We start from the raw sequence: 16,293 nt of genomic DNA, 5'->3' as shown, positions 1-16,293 counted from the left end.
TTCGGAATCAGTTGGATTTTTATAGCGGAAAGGCTTTGGCAAAGCCAATTTGTCAGTATGTTTTGAACAGCCTTTTACGGCTTTCGCGAGGCGTTGCGCGGGAATGGGAACAGACCGATGCGAAAGCTTGCGCTGATGTCCTAACAATGTCATCGCTGGAGAGCAACCATTACGGAGGATGAAGCGGATATGGCAACGGCTGATACCATCATGAGTGCCTTCACCACGCTTCTGGTTACGCTGGACCCGCCCGGTCTCGCTCCGATCTTCCTCGGCCTTACGACCGGCATGGACCGGTCGCAGCGCCGCCAGGTGGCGTTTCGCGGCTCGCTGATCGGGTTTGGCATCCTCACGGTCTTCGCCTTGTTCGGCGCGGGCATCCTCGGCCTGCTCGGCATTTCCATGGGCGCCTTCCGCATCGCCGGCGGACTTCTTCTCTTCTGGATCGCCTTCGAAATGATTTTTCAGAAGCGCAATGAGCGGAAGGAAGAGACGTCTAAGACGGCGATCACTGTGGACCACATCCAGAACCTTGCCGTCTTTCCGCTGGCCCTGCCCCTCATCGCCGGCCCTGGCGCGATTTCCGCCACCGTTCTTCTGGCCGGCTCGTTTGCCGCGCCGCTCGATCGCGCCATCCTGATCGGCATGCTGGTCATCACGCTCGGCAGCGTGCTGGTTGCGCTTCTGGCAGCTGAAAAGCTGGACCGTTTTCTCGGCGTGACTGGCCGTGCGCTCCTGACGCGCCTGCTGGGCGTGCTTCTTGCCGCGCTTTCCGTGCAGTTCGTGGTGGACGGCATCCGCTCAGCTTTTGAGCTTTGACGCGGCGTCCTCATTCATTAGAACGCACTGAATAAGATCCTCGGCAGCGCACGCTTGCCAGGATATTCACCTTTCCGATTTTTTCAGCGGACACCCCAATCATGCTATCCAGCCTGCGAGGCCTGCTTCCCGACACAGCACCCGTGAGCCCCAGGGAACGCATACGTTCTGGCTCAACTGCACTGATCGGCATCCTGCTGACCGGCCTTATCGGAAGCGCCGCAGCAAGCTACCTGCCCGGCTTCCCGGCATTGGTCGCCCCCATGGGCGCATCGGCTGTCTTGCTGTTTGCGGTGCCGTCCAGTCCCCTGGCACAACCCTGGTCGATCTTGGGCGGAAACATGCTGGCAGCCCTCGTGGGCGTGACGACTGCAGCCTTCATTCCACATCTTTATCTGGCAGCCGCCGTCGCAGCCGGTGTTGCCATCGCGATGATGATGACCTTCCGCTGCCTGCATCCGCCAAGTGGCGCCATTGCCCTGACAGCCGTTCTGGGCGGCCCGGCCATTCACGATCTCGGTTATGGCTTCGTGCTTTGGCCTGTGCTCGGCAATTCGCTGCTGTTGCTGGGCATGGCATTGGCGCTCAACAAGCTGTCGGGCCGTACCTACCCGCATCGCATCAGATCAACGCCCGTGCAGCACGGTACGCAGGATCCGGCCCCCATCCAACGCATCGGCTTCACCTCCACCGACCTCGATGAAGTGCTTGAGGACTACGACGAGTTCCTCGACATCAACAGGGAAGACCTGGAAACGATTCTGCGGCGGACGGAACTAAAATCCTATCGACGCCGGGCAAGCCATACGGATTGCGCCAGCATCATGTCGCGTGACGTGGTGGCCGTGGCACCGGATACGACACTGAAAGAGGCGCATGAACTGATGCGGCGCCACCATTTCCACGCTTTGCCCGTCACCAATGACCGGGCGGAAGTGGTCGGCATCATCACGCATGGTGACTTCTTGAACAAGCCGACATGGACCGGCGGACGCCCCAGGATCGGCTTCATGCAACGCCTCCGCCTTGCTCTGTCAGGCGCCAGCGCGCCGAACGATACGGTCAAGGACATCATGACCTTCCCGGTAAAGACGGTTCAGCCCGAAACACCGATTGCCGATGCCATCATCCTGTTTGCGGAACAGGGTGTTCATGACTTGCCCGTCGTACGCGACAACAACAAGTTGGCCGGCATCGTCTCTCAATCTGACGCATTGGTTGCCATGCTGGCCGACAAGGCAGCCTGACAGCCACATACAAAACGGGCGCCCGCTTTAACAGGCGCCCAGGGAAGTTCTCAGAACGGAATGTCGTCATCCAGATCGCGGGCGAAACCACCGCCGCCGCCACCGGACGAGCTGCCGCCGCGGCCGGAGCTGGCAGGCGCACGATCATAATCATCGCCATAGCCGCCGCCAAAATCGCTTGAACCACCGCGGGAAGACCCGCCGCCATACCCCATGCTGCCGCCACCGGCGCCCTGCCCGCCGCCTTCACCACGACCATCCAGCATGGTCAGCGTGGAATTGAAGCCCTGCAGAACCACTTCCGTCGAGTAACGGTCATTGCCGTTCTGGTCCTGCCACTTGCGGGTCTGAAGCGCGCCTTCGATGTAAAGCTTGGCACCCTTCTTGACATATTGCTCAACGACCTTGCACAGGCCTTCGTTGAACACGACCACCGTGTGCCATTCGGTCTTTTCGCGGCGCTCACCGGAATTGCGATCGCGCCAGCTTTCGGATGTCGCGATGCGCAGGTTCGCGATCGGCCGACCATCCTGTGTACGACGGATTTCGGGATCAGCGCCCACATTACCGATCAAAATTACTTTGTTGACGCTGCCCGCCATCACAATCACCCTATTCGCCGTCTTACACGGCGCCTGCATTCATGGAAGTGGCACACTCTAAACCATTGCCGTGACCGAAAGGATTTTCCGGTGCGTTAATCCACAAGCAAATTGTTCTTTATTTGTTCTATTATTTGGTTATGATCCTGTCAACGGATTCCTTCGTAGGCCCCAACAAGAATGCGGTTCCGGCTTCGATCCTGCCTCGACAGCCGCCGCTCAATCACTAAATAAGGGTTGGCCGCAACGCGATCGTTGCAGGCTGGACCTCCCACCAGAGCTTTTGACCGATGAGCGAACTCAAGACGATCTCCATTCGCGGCGCGCGCGAACATAACCTCAAGGGCATCGATCTCGACCTGCCCCGCAACAGCCTGATCGTCATGACGGGCCTGTCGGGATCGGGAAAATCGTCGCTTGCCTTCGACACCATCTATGCGGAAGGTCAACGCCGCTATGTGGAAAGCCTTTCGGCCTACGCCCGCCAGTTTCTGGAGATGATGCAGAAGCCGGATGTCGATCAGATCGATGGCCTGTCGCCAGCTATTTCCATCGAGCAGAAGACCACGTCGAAGAACCCGCGCTCGACGGTCGGAACCGTGACCGAGATCTACGACTATATGCGCCTCCTGTTTGCGCGCGTCGGGGTTCCCTATTCGCCGGCGACGGGCCTGCCGATCGAAAGCCAGACGGTCAGTCAGATGGTGGATCGTGTACTCGCTTTCGACGAAGGTACCCGCCTTTATATTCTGGCGCCGCTCGTGCGCGGGCGTAAGGGTGAGTACAAGAAGGAACTGGCAGACCTGATGAAGAAGGGCTTCCAGCGCGTCAAGGTGGACGGCCAGTTCTACGAGATCGCCGAGGTTCCCGCCCTCGACAAGAAGTACAAGCACGATATCGACGTCGTGGTGGACCGCGTCGTGGTGCGCGGGGACATCGGCGCGCGTCTTGCTGACAGTCTCGAGACCTGCCTGAAGCTCGCCGACGGTCTGGCTGTCGCGGAATTCGCCGACAAGCCGCTGCCGCCCGAGGAAACCGCGGCCGGCGGTTCGGCCAACAAGTCGCTGAACGAAACCCATGAACGGGTTCTGTTTTCGGAAAAATTCGCCTGCCCCGTCTCCGGCTTCACCATTCCGGAAATCGAGCCGCGCCTCTTCTCCTTCAACAATCCCTTCGGCGCCTGCCCGACCTGCGACGGCCTCGGCGCGCAGCAAAAGGTGGATGAGAACCTTATCGTGCCTGAGACAGAGCGGACGCTGAAGGATGGAGCGATTGCCCCCTGGGCCAAGTCCAGTTCGCCTTATTACAATCAGACGCTGGAAGGGCTTGGTAAGGCGTTTGGCTTCAAGCTCTCCGATCGTTGGTCGAAGCTGTCGAAGGAGGCGCAGCGCGCCATCCTGCATGGCACAGAGGAGAAGATTGAGTTCAACTACGCCGACGGTGCGCGCTCCTACAAGACGACCAAGACGTTCGAAGGCATTGTGCCGAACCTGGAACGCCGCTGGAAGGAAACCGACAGCGCCTGGGCGCGTGAAGAGATCGAGCGTTACATGTCGGCGGCGCCCTGCCCGGCCTGTAACGGTTTTCGCCTGAAGCCGGAGGCTTTGGCGGTCAAGATCGACACGCTGCATATCGGCCAGGTCACGGAGATGTCGATCCGGATCGCGCGCGACTGGTTCGAGGCGCTGCCGGAAAAGCTGACGGCCAAGCAGAACGAAATTGCCGTCCGTATCCTCAAGGAAATCCGCGATCGCCTGCGCTTCCTGAACGATGTCGGCCTGGATTATCTCAGCCTGTCGCGATCGTCCGGCACCTTGTCCGGCGGCGAGAGCCAGCGAATCCGTCTCGCCTCGCAGATCGGTTCAGGCCTGACAGGTGTTCTCTACGTTCTCGACGAACCGTCGATCGGCCTGCACCAGCGGGATAATGCGCGGCTTCTCGAAACGCTGAAGCACCTGCGCGATATCGGCAATACCGTTCTCGTTGTCGAACATGACGAGGATGCCATCCTGACAGCGGATTACGTGGTGGATATCGGCCCGGCTGCCGGTGTTCACGGCGGCCAGGTCGTGGCTGCGGGAACGCCGAAGGAAATCATGGCGAACCCGAAATCGCTGACCGGCAAATACCTGTCCGGCGAATTAGGCGTCGCGGTTCCCGCAGAACGCCGAAAGCCGAAGAAGGGCAAGGAGATCAAGGTCGTCGGCGCACGCGGCAACAACCTTAAGAATGTGACTGCCTCCGTGCCGCTCGGGCTGTTTACGGCAGTGACAGGCGTATCGGGCGGTGGCAAGTCCACCTTCCTGATTGAAACGCTCTACAAGGCAGCCGCGCGTCGCGTGATGGGTGCGCGCGAAATTCCTGCCGAGCATGAGCGCATTGACGGCCTGGAGTTCATCGACAAGGTTATCGATATCGACCAGTCACCGATCGGCCGCACGCCGCGCTCCAACCCGGCCACCTATACCGGAGCTTTCACCCCAATCCGTGACTGGTTTGCGGGGCTTCCGGAAGCCAAGGCGCGCGGTTATCAGCCGGGCCGCTTCTCCTTCAACGTCAAGGGCGGACGCTGCGAGGCCTGCCAGGGCGATGGCGTCATCAAGATCGAGATGCACTTCCTGCCGGATGTCTATGTCACCTGTGATGTCTGCCACGGCAAACGCTATAACAGGGAAACGCTTGACGTCACCTTCAAGGGCAAGTCGATCGCCGATGTGCTTGATATGACAGTGGAGGAAGGCGTCGAGTTCTTCTCGGCGGTGCCGGCTGTGCGCGACAAGCTGCAGGCGCTGCTGGAAGTGGGCCTTGGTTACATCAAGGTTGGCCAGCAGGCCAACACCCTGTCCGGCGGTGAGGCGCAGCGCGTCAAACTGGCCAAGGAACTGTCAAAACGCTCCACCGGCCGAACGCTTTATATTCTCGATGAGCCAACCACGGGCCTGCACTTCCACGATGTCGCAAAACTTCTGGAAATGCTGCACGAACTGGCGAACCAGGGCAATTCGGTCGTGGTGATCGAGCACAATCTGGAAGTCATCAAGACTGCCGATTGGATCATCGATATCGGACCGGAGGGCGGCACGGGCGGCGGCGAGATCGTGGCCGTTGGCACGCCAGAAGATGTGGTGAAGGAAAAGCGGTCCTATACCGGCCAGTTCCTGAAAGAGCTTATCGAGCGGCGGCCGGTTCGCAAAATCCAGGCTGCAGAATAGGGAGAGAGATCATGGCGCTGGCAAGCATCCGCACCGGTATCGGCGGCTGGACCTTCGATCCCTGGGATGAGAGTTTCTATCCGCCGAAGCTTGCCAAGAAGCGGCAGCTGGAATTTGCCAGCCGCCAGTTGCGGGCGATCGAGGTCAACGGCACCTATTATTCCAGCCAGAAGCCGGAAACCTTCGCCAAATGGGCATCCGAAGTGCCTGAAGATTTCGTGTTCTCGCTGAAGGCCAGTCGGTTCTGTACCAATCGAAAGGTCCTGGCGGAAGCCGGACCATCAGTGGAAAAGTTCCTGGGGCAAGGCATTGCTGAACTCGGATCCCATCTCGGGCCGATCCTGTGGCAGTTCATGGGCACCAAGAAGTTCGAGCCAGACGACTTCGAGGCGTTTCTGCAATTGCTGCCGAAGACGCTGGAGGGTCTGCCACTACGCCATGTGGTGGAGCCGCGCCATGAAAGCTTCTGCACGCCTGAATTCGTCGAGCTTCTGGCGAAATATGAGGTGGCTGCCGTCTGCGCCGACCATCACGAGTATCCGATGTTTGCGGACGTGACGGCCGATTTCGTCTATGCCCGGCTGCAGAAGGGCACGGATGACAACCCGACCTGCTATCCGCCCGGCGATATCGATCTCTGGGCCAAACGGCTTCAGACCTATGCCGGCGGCGGCGTGCCGGAAGATCTTCCGGTCAATGCGCCCGACCGGAAGGTGGAAACAAAACCCCGCGACGTCCTTGCCTTCTTCATCACAGGCGGAAAGGTCAATGCGCCGAACGGGGCACAACTGCTGCAAAAAGCGGTGGGGTCCAAGATCTGATCTAAGAATGCAAAAGATCAAACGCTGAGGGAATGTGAGGGATCAGCGTTTCCGCAGTCATACCGGGCCCACTCGCGTTTGCTGCCTCGCCATGCAGCCAGACGCCGGCGGCCGCCGCCTCGAAAGCTGGCACACCCTGCGCCAGGAGCGCACCGATGATGCCGGCGAACACGTCGCCGGAGCCGGCGGTGGCGAGCCATGGTGGTGCGTTCGTATTGATGAAGGCGCGCCCATCGGGTGCGGCGATTACGGTATCTGCCCCTTTGTAGACGATGGCGGCATTGGCGCGTTTGGCGGCGGCCTGCGCCTTCTCGACCTTTCCAAGACCCTCACTTTCGGCAAGGTCCGGAAACAGCCGCGCGAACTCCCCTTCATGTGGGGTCAGCACAAGGCGGGTCGGACCGTTTGCAAACAACGTGAATAGCTCCGCAGGGTCATCCTTGAAGGAGGTGATGCCATCCGCATCGACGACCACAGACCGATCCGCCAAGAGCCTGACGAAGTCCCTTGTCTTGCTGCCGACGCCAAAGCCCGGACCGAGGACGAAAGCGGAGAGCTTGGCGGTATCGAGCCATGACTGGAGACTGCTGGTGTTATCGATCTCTCGCAGCATGACGGCGGTCAGGGCGGGCGCCAAAACACTGATCGCGTCGGATGGTGCAGCGACGGTCACCAATCCCGCCCCCGACACGAGACCCGCCGCAGCACTGAGACGCGCGGCGCCTGTATGGGATGCGCCGCCGCTGAAGACGGCGAGATGGCCGCGTCTATATTTGTGCGTGTTCGAGGAAAGAGCGGGCAGCGTGTGCCGCCAAAGATCGGGATGGTTTTCGAAGAGCTTGCCCCCAGCCCGGTCCAGTATCCTCTGCGGAATTCCGATATCGAAAACCTCCAGCTCGCCACACAGCTCTCGACCTGGCAAAAGCAGATGGCCGGGCTTGCGTGACATGAAGGTCACCGTCCGTGCGGCACGGAACGCAGCACCCAGCACCACGCCGTGGCGACCACTAACACCGGAGGGAAGATCGACCGCAAGTATCGACAGCTCAAGATCATTGACGGCCGAGATGAGTTCCGCAACCGGATCAGGAACAGGACGCGACAGGCCTGCGCCAAACAGCGCATCGATGATGACGTCACCCTTGGTGGGCACATAGGCCGCGAGCGGCGCCAAGTCTCCGTGCCATATCTGCTTAGCCTCTCGCGCATCAGCCTGCAGGCCTTGAGGGTCGCCCAGATGGTAAACCGAAACGGCAGCCCCGGCAGATGCCAAGGCGCGCGCCGCCACATAGCCATCGCCACCATTATTGCCAGGCCCGCACAGCACCACGAAACGGAGAGCGTCCGGCCAGTGCTTTAACGCCGACGCCGCGACAGCCTGCCCTGCCCGCTCCATCAATGCGAACGAATCGATGCCCGATTCGGCAGAGAGGCGATCGGCCAGACCCATTTCTTCAGGTGTGAAAAGACGATGATTTCTGCTGGTCATGATGGCCATTGAATAGGCGATAAGGAAAAAGCACAAGTTGCTTATGAAGCAACACTGCATAAATAATGAGCTGCATGCTCGAAAAACGGGCAAATTAGTTGCTCCATCTGAGGCACTTTGCACGCTGCCTGGCGCGGAAGGCGGAGCATAGTCTCCCGAAAGCTGGCGACGAGCAACAATTGCGCCGTGTGTCGGGGCCTGCTGCATTCTGCTGATAACTGAAGGAAGTTCTGGCATTTCCCGTTTGCGTTTGGCACGATACCTGCATCAGAGGGGGCGAGCGGGCAGAGGTTCGCTCCAAGGGAGAAGCGGAGAGATATTTTCTCATGAAAAAGATCGAAGCGATCATCAAGCCTTTCAAGCTCGACGAAGTGAAGGAAGCCCTTCAGGAAGTCGGCTTGCAGGGCATTACGGTGACCGAGGCAAAGGGTTTTGGCCGTCAGAAGGGCCACACGGAATTGTACCGTGGTGCGGAATATGTCGTTGATTTTCTGCCGAAGGTGAAGGTCGAGGTTGTGCTGGCGGACGAGAATGTCGACGCAGTCATCGATGCCATCCGGAATGCAGCCCAGACTGGACGCATTGGTGACGGCAAGATATTCGTATCCAACGTTGAGGAAGTTGTTCGCATCCGTACCGGCGAAACCGGTGTGGACGCCATATAAATAATAAGCGCGACCGATAAGAACGCGTAAGAGACCCAAAGCATCTCACAAAGGGAGACCCAATGACGACCGCAAGCGACATCATGAAGCAGATCAAGGAAAACGACGTGAAGTTCGTCGATCTGCGCTTCACCGACCCCAAGGGCAAGCTGCAGCACGTTACGATGGACGTGGCAGCGGTTGACGAGGACATGTTCGCCGACGGCGTCATGTTCGACGGCTCCTCGATTGGCGGCTGGAAGGCAATCAACGAGTCCGACATGGTGCTGATGCCAGACCCGGCGACCGTGCACATGGACCCGTTCTTCGCTCAGTCGACCATGGTCGTCATCTGCGATATTCTGGACCCGATTTCCGGCGAGGCCTATAACCGCGACCCGCGCGGCACGGCCAAGAAGGCGGAAGCCTACCTGAAGGCTTCCGGTATCGGCGATACGGTCTTCGTTGGCCCCGAGCCGGAATTCTTCGTCTTCGACGACGTGAAGTACAAGGCGGACCCGTACAATACGGGCTTCAAGCTCGATTCCTCCGAACTGCCGTCCAATGACGACACCGATTACGAAACGGGCAACCTTGGCCACCGTCCGCGCGTCAAGGGCGGCTACTTCCCGGTTCCGCCGGTCGACAGCCTGCAGGACATGCGCTCCGAGATGCTTACGGTTCTCGCCGAAATGGGCGTGGTCGTTGAAAAGCACCACCACGAAGTGGCTTCCGCCCAGCATGAGCTTGGCGTGAAGTTCGACACGCTGGTGCGCAACGCCGACAAGATGCAGATCTACAAGTACGTTGTGCATCAGGTTGCCAATGCCTATGGCAAGACGGCGACCTTCATGCCGAAGCCTGTCTACGGCGACAACGGTTCGGGCATGCACGTTCACCAGTCGATCTGGAAGGACGGCAAGCCGACCTTCGCCGGCGACGAATATGCAGGCCTGTCTGAAAGCTGCCTCTATTACATCGGCGGTATCATCAAGCACGCCAAGGCCATCAACGCCTTCACGAACCCGACGACCAACTCCTACAAGCGTCTGGTTCCCGGCTATGAAGCGCCGGTGCTGCTGGCCTATTCCGCCCGCAACCGTTCCGCTTCGTGCCGTATTCCGTTCGGCACGGGTCCGAAGTCAAAGCGCGTGGAAGTTCGCTTCCCAGATCCGGCGCAGAACCCCTATCTCGGCTTTGCTGCCATGCTGATGGCCGGCCTCGATGGCATCAAGAACAAGATCCATCCCGGCAAGGCCATGGACAAGGATCTGTACGATCTGCCGCCGAAGGAACTGAAAAAGATCCCGACGGTGTGCGGTAGCTTGCGCGAAGCGCTCGAAAGCCTCGACAAGGATCGCAAGTTCCTCACTGCAGGCGGCGTGTTCGATGATGACCAGATCGATGCCTATATCGAACTGAAGATGCAGGAAGTCATGCGTTATGAAATGACGCCGCATCCTGTCGAATTCGACATGTATTACTCGGCATAAGCCGAGCATCTGCACAAGCTTTATCGGGGCCGGCGGCAACCATCCGCCGGCCTTTTACGTTTGAGCAACAAGAGCGGAGGATGATAAAGTTCTGACGTCAGGACCTCTTGATGTCAGATTTGTGAATTCCCACATGGATGTCGAAAGGAAGTTCGCACCATGAAACAGAGAAACGCAAAATTCACGATCGGTGAAGTTGTTCGTCACAGGGTCTTTCCGTTCCGCGGAGTCGTGTTTGATGTGGATCCGGAATTTGCGAACACCGAGGAATGGTGGAATGCAATTCCGGCCGAGATCAGGCCATCCAAGGACCAGCCCTTCTATCACTTGCTCGCCGAAAATGATGAGCAGGCCTACATCGCTTATGTCTCGGAACAGAACCTCATCCATGACGACAGCGAGCAGCCGCTGAAAAACCCGCAGGTGTTCCAGATCTTCGATAAGGCGCCGAGCGGCCAGTTGAAGCCAAAGGCAATTCTGGCGCACTGACCAGAGGCAGCAGTCCGGAAATGATAAGGGGAGGTTGCACGAGCAACCTCCCCTTTTTCGATAGCGATCTGTCAGACCGCGATTACTGCTTGGCAGCGTTCTGAGCGTCTTCCAGCTTCTTGCGGGCTTCTTCAGCCTTCTTCTGCATGCTTTCCTGCAGGCTGCGCTGGCTTTCAGCAAGCTGCGACTGCGAGATCGGCTGGCCATCGAAAGCGCCGGTGAAGCCACCGAGCGAAACCTTGATCGGGTTCGGAGCACGACGGAAATTGATCGATGTGAAGACCACGTCGGTGCCCTTCTTGAGGCTGGCGATCATCGCGTCCGTCAGTGGCAGTTCTGCCGTGCAGCGATCCGGAATGCAGAGGACGTAGTCCATCTTCTGGCCCTTGCCGCCATCGATCTGCATGGTGATGCCTGGCTGGATCAGACGAGCAGAAGGTACGGAAACCTGAAGAATCTTGCGGTTCACCTTGCCTTCGACCGTGATGAGGCCGACTGCCGTGATAAGCTGACCGTTCTGCGAGAGCAGGACATTCTGGACTGCGCAAACGTCGCTATCGTCCTGCTTGTCGCAGGTCTTGAACCAGCCAAGCGGGGGCGCGCCGGGAGCGGCAGCCTGAGGGGCTGCGTTCTGGGCGAAAGCGGCCATGGGAGCTGCACCGATGGAAAGTGCGAGAGCGGACATAGCCGTCCGCAGAACGTTGTTTGCCTTAAGCATCATACCGAGATCCGTCTCCTGAAAGCGGTTTTTGGGAACAGCTATACTGCTCCGTGCAGGGGTCGTCTGTTGCGCTCACCTTTCGTTCAAATGAGGCAATTGAATGACCCCACGCATTCGGCCAATCCTGTTACATGGCAAGCGGGCCGATATCCAGCCTTACTTTCGCATTTTCCTTGGTGCATCTCAAGTTTCGGCTATGCATTTGGTTTGAGCGCTGCAATCGGCTAATTTGCAGCGAATCCCCGAATACCCAAGGATGGATGATGCGGCACCTGATCACCTTTCTCGTTGCCTTTGCGTGGCTCGGCACCAGTGCATTTGCAGAACCGGTTCACGGAATCGCGATGCACGGGAAGCCGGCGCTTGGGCCCGATTTCAAGAACCTCCCTTACGTAAACCCCAATGTGAAGAAGGGCGGGCGAATCACTTACGGTGTCGTCGGCACCTTCGACAGTCTCAATCCCTTTGTGCTGAAGGGCATGCGCACCACGGCGCGCGGTGTCTGGGATCCGGAGATCGGCAATCTCATGTACGAGCCGCTCATGCAGCGCTCTGCCGACGAGCCCTTCACGCTCTATGGCCTGCTGGCCGAAAGCGCGGAGTGGGATGACGAGCGCACGTTCATCCAGTTCAACCTGAACCCGAAGGCGCATTGGCAGGATGGGCAGCCGGTCACGGCGGACGATGTGATTTTCACCTTCAACCTTTTGAAGGACAAGGGACGTCCGCCCTTTGACAGCCGCCTGGCCGCTGTCGCAAAGATGGAGAAGATTGGCGAACGCAGTGTCCGCTTCACCTTCAACGACAAGGCGACGCGAGAGACGCCGCTGATTCTCGCCGCCTCGACCCCGATCCTGCCCAAGCATGCGATTGATACCGCAACCTTCGACAAGGGCGGCTTGAACCCGGTCATCGGCTCTGGTCCCTACACGATCGCTTCCATCCAGCCGGGCGAAAAGATCACCTGGAAGCGGGACCCCAACTATTGGGGCAAGGATGTGCCAATCAAGGTGGGCTTCGACAATTACGACGAAATCAGCGTCCTCTATTTCCTGCAGGTCACCACCTTGTTTGAGGCCTTCAAGAAGGGCGAGGTGGATTTCTACCCCGAGGGAGATGCCATTAACGGCAACCCGGATGCTGCACATTGGGGGCAGGCCTATGATTTCCCGGCGGCGCAACGCGGCGATATCGTCAAGGAAATCTTCGAGCCGCGTCTGCCGACCGGCATGTTCGGCCTTGTCTTCAACACCCGCCGTCTGGTCTTTGCCGACCAGCGTGTACGAGAAGGCCTATCCTACGCCCTGGATTTCGAGTGGATGAACCGCAACATCCTCGGCGGCACCTTCAAGCGCACGCAAAGCTTCTGGCAGAACTCCGCCCTGGGAGCCTATGGCAACGCGGCGGACGACCGGGAAAAGAAGCTTCTCGGCGAGACTGCCAAGAAGCTGCCGCCTGCCCTGCTGGCCGGCACCTACAGGATGCCGGAAACGGACGGCACCGGCAGCGACCGCAAGGTGCTTCGGCAGACGGTAGATCTCTTGCGGCAGGCCGGCTACAACATCAAGGACGGCAAGATGCTGGACAAGGAAGGTCGCCAGCTGTCCTTCGAGATCATGACGCAGAATCCGGCCCAGGAGAGGATCGCCATTGCATACCAGCGCTCGCTGTCGCTGATCGGCGTCGCCATGTCGATTCGCTCGGTGGACGATGCGCAGTATCAGGCGCGTTCCAACACGTTCGATTACGACATGATCATCCGCGCCTTCCCCTCCTCGCTCTCGCCCGGAACGGAGCAGATCAATCGCTGGGGCTCATCCTCAAGGGACGCGCAGGGCAGCTTCAACTTCGCGGGCACAGCAGATCCCGAGATTGACCGGATGATGGACGCCATGTTGAACGCCCGCACCCTGGAGGATTTCCAGGCGGCCGTTCGTGCCTATGACCGGCTTCTCGTCGCGGGTCATTATGTGATACCGCTCTACCACATCGGCGCCCAATGGGTGGCGCGCTGGAAGTATATTGATAGGCCCCAGGTCACTCCCATGTTCGGCTATCAACGCCAGACCTGGTGGGATGCACGGATGCAGTAACGGCATAAGTTTTGAAAGGAAACACCATGGAACGCCTCACCATCGACCTCGTCTCGGATGTGGTCTGCCCATGGTGCTATCTCGGCAAGGCCCGGCTGGAACTGGCGATCGCAGATGTTCAGGACGTTGTCGGCATCGACATCAACTGGCGTCCCTATCGCCTGAACCCGGATTATCCGCCTGAGGGCGTTGACCAGAAGGCCGCTCTGGAAGCCAAGCTGGGCGGGGCGGAGAAGGTGCGCGGCGCCCACCAGATGCTGACCGAGCTTGGCCGCGAGGTTGGCATCAACTTCGATTTCGACGCCATCAAGATCGGTCCCAACACGCTGGACGCCCATCGCCTGATCCACTGGGCCGGCACGGAAAGCCGTGAAGCTCAGGAGCAAGTGGTGAGCGCTCTCTTCAAGGCCAATTTTGAAGAAGGCCGCAATGTCGGCGATCACGCCGTATTGCTCGACATCGCCGAGAAGGCGGGCCTGAACCCTCAGGTGATCGGCACGCTGCTGCAATCGGATGCCGATAGCGACCTGATCGTGTCTGAAATTCAGGCGGCGCAGCAGATGGGCGTCAATGGCGTACCCTTCTTTATTATCGACCAGCAATATGCCGTCAGCGGGGCGCAGACGCCGGATGTATTGGCCGACGCCTTCCGCCAGATCGCGGCGGCGAAAGCAGAAGCGCGCGCAAATCTGAATTGACGCGTTACGGGCTCGGCTCTAAGTCAGCAGGCATATTCTTCATTCGGAATTTCCTGCTTGTCTCCCTCCGATTCCACCACGCTCAAAGGCGGGCTCATCGCCCTCCTCTCCTTTGCCGCCTATTCCTTCAGCGATGCGGCCGTCAAACTGGTGGATGGGCGCGTGCCGCCCTTCCAGGCGGGTTTCATCGGCACGCTGGTCGGCTTTCTCGCCATTCCCTTCCTGCTGAAGCGCGGGGATCAGTGGACGGATCTTGTGCGGACCACCCATCGTCCGCTCTGGCTCTTGCGCTTTGTCTGCTCGTCCATCGGCACGGTCGGCAGCATCATTGCCTTTACGCATCTTTCGATGGCAGAGGCCTTCTGCCTGATCTTCCTACTGCCCTCCTTCGCCACGATCATGTCCGTGATCTTCCTGAAGGAACGGGTGGGACCCAACCGCTGGGCCGCTGTCGTGATTGGATTCCTCGGCGTTCTCGTCGTCCTGAGACCGGGTTTTCGAGAATTATCTTTCGCGCATCTGGCCGCTCTCGCGTCCGGTTTTACCGGTGCCGTCTCCGTCATCATCTACCGGGCGCTGGGGTCGAAGGAAAAGAACATTTCAATGTATGGCGCAGGCCTGCTTGGCGGCCTTGTGGTGTGCGCGGCCGCGATGATCCCGCAGCTGATGATGCCAACCGCGTGGGATCTCATTCTCCTGACCGCCTTTGGCCTGTTGGCGGCTGTTGGAACCGTGCTGCTGATGTTTGCGTCTTTTTATGCCCCCGCGGCCATCGTTACACCGATCCAGTACAGCCAGATGCTCTGGGCGATCCTGCTCGGCTATCTCGTCTTCGGTGATCACGTGGATGTCTGGATGGGCCTCGGCATCCTGCTGATCGTCGGCTCCGGCCTGCTGACGCTGATCCGTGAGCGCAAACGCGGAACGCCGCTTCCCCCGCCAGTGGCAGGTCCATCGGAAGCGGCGCTTGCGGTGAAGCCGGAGGCCGAATAAAGACCAAACCTTATTCTAGCTATTAAATGAGATACACCTAACTGAAATAATAAGCATTGATCGAATCTTCACCGAAAGGGCGCGGACATACGCGGGAAAGCATTAGCGAAATCACCGCGCATATCTTCGAGAAGTTATCGACCTTCGCTTCTTCGCCATCAGGATCGAAGGTTGCCCAACCGGGAATTAATCCGTTGTCCACCCACAATTTTCCATAAGTATCTAGTAATCCACTTCCGGTTCCTACAAATGCTTGGCCCGGTACACGCCATCCCCATCTCTCGGCGTCAGGTCTCGTAGCAGTTGTATAAAAGATTGGTGGATGCCCGTCACCCACAAAAATGCCGGTACCAGACCCGTTCCGTCTAAACAAAGAACGAAATCAGGCGAGAAATCTATTTGGTCCAGAATCTGAATCATTTCGCTGGATGAAATCTGAGACCGCAACGCAACTATCCCAAATACCGGCGCGCATGATGAATTATTATGCCTCCCGATCCGGATGTTAACTATATTAGTAGTTAGGTCTTGCTTATGAAGCAGCAAATCCGTGTCAGAGCATATCTTTCGAATATGTCGCACCGCCGCACTAAAACTCTCTTTATTTAGGGAGCGCTTTATTTCCACAATACCAAGAACTAATTCCTGAGGGATAACGTCTATACCGGACTCTCTCAGGGTTACGATAGGGGGATACTGCGAATCATATAACAAGAGGTCGCACTGACGAAGATTTTTGTCAGATTTTAGGATGTTAGGAGCCGCAACATATCCGCTGGTGACATTAATATGGCTTGGACAAATAACCTTTGAAAATATTCTTTTTACGAAATTTTCGGCAATCGCACCACTTGTGCGGAGCTCTCCATTAAGCCCCCCTTCTTTCTGCAAAAGAAGTTCAGACTCATATAAGATAGTTTGTAGTTCGTGGTGATAGATTTTCCTTAAGTCGTTCAGCGTCGGCATTTTGCT

The 16,293-nt window shown here is 58.4% G+C and carries 14 protein-coding genes; 10 read left to right on the top strand and 4 right to left on the bottom strand.

Annotated features, from left to right (window positions below):
• The first annotated feature begins 189 nt into the window (after nt 1-189).
• Together Q2T52_RS16335 and Q2T52_RS16330 are read left to right on the top strand one after the other, a co-directional pair.
• A complete protein-coding gene (locus tag Q2T52_RS16335) occupies nt 190-819 on the top strand; it encodes a MarC family protein (RefSeq protein ID WP_302077860.1) in 630 nt (209 codons plus the stop codon).
• A gap of 101 nt (nt 820-920) precedes the next feature.
• Entirely contained in the window at nt 921-2,066 is a 1,146-nt protein-coding gene (locus Q2T52_RS16330; protein ID WP_302077859.1) for an HPP family protein, read from the top strand.
• A gap of 50 nt (nt 2,067-2,116) precedes the next feature.
• On the opposite strand, the gene Q2T52_RS16325 is transcribed toward Q2T52_RS16330, so the two are convergent.
• Nucleotides 2,117-2,668 (bottom strand): single-stranded DNA-binding protein, encoded by a 552-nt coding sequence (locus Q2T52_RS16325; RefSeq protein WP_302077858.1) that lies wholly within the window; start codon nt 2,666-2,668, stop codon nt 2,117-2,119.
• Nucleotides 2,669-2,958: 290 nt separating this feature from the next.
• On the opposite strand from Q2T52_RS16325, the gene uvrA reads away from it, so the two are divergent.
• Nucleotides 2,959-5,880 (top strand): excinuclease ABC subunit UvrA, encoded by a 2,922-nt coding sequence (gene uvrA, locus Q2T52_RS16320; RefSeq protein WP_302077857.1) that lies wholly within the window; start codon nt 2,959-2,961, stop codon nt 5,878-5,880.
• An 11-nt stretch (nt 5,881-5,891) separates the two neighbouring features.
• Nucleotides 5,892-6,701 carry a DUF72 domain-containing protein gene (locus Q2T52_RS16315; protein ID WP_302077856.1) on the top strand — a complete coding sequence of 270 codons (810 nt, stop codon included), beginning with the start codon at nt 5,892-5,894 and terminating at the stop codon, nt 6,699-6,701.
• Nucleotide 6,702: 1 nt separating this feature from the next.
• On the opposite strand, the gene Q2T52_RS16310 is transcribed toward Q2T52_RS16315, so the two are convergent.
• Nucleotides 6,703-8,190, bottom strand: a complete 1,488-nt coding sequence (locus Q2T52_RS16310; RefSeq protein WP_302077855.1) for an NAD(P)H-hydrate dehydratase — start codon at nt 8,188-8,190, stop codon at nt 6,703-6,705.
• A gap of 326 nt (nt 8,191-8,516) precedes the next feature.
• On the opposite strand from Q2T52_RS16310, the gene Q2T52_RS16305 reads away from it, so the two are divergent.
• The 3 genes from Q2T52_RS16305 to hspQ all read left to right on the top strand — a co-directional run bounded on the left by Q2T52_RS16305 (nt 8,517) and on the right by hspQ (nt 10,816).
• Nucleotides 8,517-8,855 (top strand): P-II family nitrogen regulator, encoded by a 339-nt coding sequence (locus Q2T52_RS16305; RefSeq protein WP_062554525.1) that lies wholly within the window; start codon nt 8,517-8,519, stop codon nt 8,853-8,855.
• 62 nt (nt 8,856-8,917) lie between these two features.
• Complete coding sequence (gene glnA / locus Q2T52_RS16300) at nt 8,918-10,327, top strand: type I glutamate--ammonia ligase (protein ID WP_302077854.1); 1,410 nt, start codon at nt 8,918-8,920, stop codon at nt 10,325-10,327.
• Nucleotides 10,328-10,486: 159 nt separating this feature from the next.
• Entirely contained in the window at nt 10,487-10,816 is a 330-nt protein-coding gene (gene hspQ / locus Q2T52_RS16295) for a heat shock protein HspQ (RefSeq protein WP_302077853.1), read from the top strand.
• Between the two features lie 82 nt (nt 10,817-10,898).
• Here the strand turns inward: hspQ and Q2T52_RS16290 are convergent, their stop codons facing one another.
• Complete coding sequence (locus Q2T52_RS16290) at nt 10,899-11,537, bottom strand: invasion associated locus B family protein (protein ID WP_302077852.1); 639 nt, start codon at nt 11,535-11,537, stop codon at nt 10,899-10,901.
• A gap of 263 nt (nt 11,538-11,800) precedes the next feature.
• Between Q2T52_RS16290 and Q2T52_RS16285 the strand changes: the two genes are divergently transcribed.
• The 3 genes from Q2T52_RS16285 to Q2T52_RS16275 are packed head-to-tail and all read left to right on the top strand — an operon-like array spanning nt 11,801 to nt 15,321.
• Entirely contained in the window at nt 11,801-13,630 is a 1,830-nt protein-coding gene (locus tag Q2T52_RS16285; RefSeq protein ID WP_302077851.1) for an extracellular solute-binding protein, read from the top strand.
• 26 nt (nt 13,631-13,656) lie between these two features.
• A complete protein-coding gene (locus Q2T52_RS16280) occupies nt 13,657-14,328 on the top strand; it encodes a DsbA family oxidoreductase (protein WP_302077850.1) in 672 nt (223 codons plus the stop codon).
• A gap of 57 nt (nt 14,329-14,385) precedes the next feature.
• Nucleotides 14,386-15,321: a DMT family transporter gene (locus tag Q2T52_RS16275; protein WP_302077849.1), complete on the top strand. Its 936-nt coding sequence runs from the start codon at nt 14,386-14,388 to the stop codon at nt 15,319-15,321.
• A gap of 243 nt (nt 15,322-15,564) precedes the next feature.
• Here Q2T52_RS16275 and Q2T52_RS16270 read toward each other — a convergent pair whose 3' ends face one another.
• Nucleotides 15,565-16,287, bottom strand: a complete 723-nt coding sequence (locus tag Q2T52_RS16270; RefSeq protein WP_302077848.1) for a DUF6602 domain-containing protein — start codon at nt 16,285-16,287, stop codon at nt 15,565-15,567.
• Nucleotides 16,288-16,293 lie beyond the last annotated feature (6 nt).

It is taken from the genome of Rhizobium oryzicola (assembly GCF_030504645.1).
Taxonomy (GTDB): Bacteria; Pseudomonadota; Alphaproteobacteria; order Rhizobiales; family Rhizobiaceae; genus Neorhizobium; species Neorhizobium oryzicola.
Note: the sequence above shows the minus strand (reverse complement) of the source record. Positions and strands in the feature narration are given on the sequence as shown.

Coding starts and splice junctions, on each gene's coding strand:
- Q2T52_RS16335 (WP_302077860.1), top strand. CDS start 190: ATGGCAACGGCTGATACCATCATGAGTGCCTTCACCACGCTTCTGGTT.
- Q2T52_RS16330 (WP_302077859.1), top strand. CDS start 921: ATGCTATCCAGCCTGCGAGGCCTGCTTCCCGACACAGCACCCGTGAGC.
- Q2T52_RS16325 (WP_302077858.1), bottom strand. CDS start 2,668: ATGGCGGGCAGCGTCAACAAAGTAATTTTGATCGGTAATGTGGGCGCT.
- uvrA (WP_302077857.1), top strand. CDS start 2,959: ATGAGCGAACTCAAGACGATCTCCATTCGCGGCGCGCGCGAACATAAC.
- Q2T52_RS16315 (WP_302077856.1), top strand. CDS start 5,892: ATGGCGCTGGCAAGCATCCGCACCGGTATCGGCGGCTGGACCTTCGAT.
- Q2T52_RS16310 (WP_302077855.1), bottom strand. CDS start 8,190: ATGACCAGCAGAAATCATCGTCTTTTCACACCTGAAGAAATGGGTCTG.
- Q2T52_RS16305 (WP_062554525.1), top strand. CDS start 8,517: ATGAAAAAGATCGAAGCGATCATCAAGCCTTTCAAGCTCGACGAAGTG.
- glnA (WP_302077854.1), top strand. CDS start 8,918: ATGACGACCGCAAGCGACATCATGAAGCAGATCAAGGAAAACGACGTG.
- hspQ (WP_302077853.1), top strand. CDS start 10,487: ATGAAACAGAGAAACGCAAAATTCACGATCGGTGAAGTTGTTCGTCAC.
- Q2T52_RS16290 (WP_302077852.1), bottom strand. CDS start 11,537: ATGATGCTTAAGGCAAACAACGTTCTGCGGACGGCTATGTCCGCTCTC.
- Q2T52_RS16285 (WP_302077851.1), top strand. CDS start 11,801: ATGCGGCACCTGATCACCTTTCTCGTTGCCTTTGCGTGGCTCGGCACC.
- Q2T52_RS16280 (WP_302077850.1), top strand. CDS start 13,657: ATGGAACGCCTCACCATCGACCTCGTCTCGGATGTGGTCTGCCCATGG.
- Q2T52_RS16270 (WP_302077848.1), bottom strand. CDS start 16,287: ATGCCGACGCTGAACGACTTAAGGAAAATCTATCACCACGAACTACAA.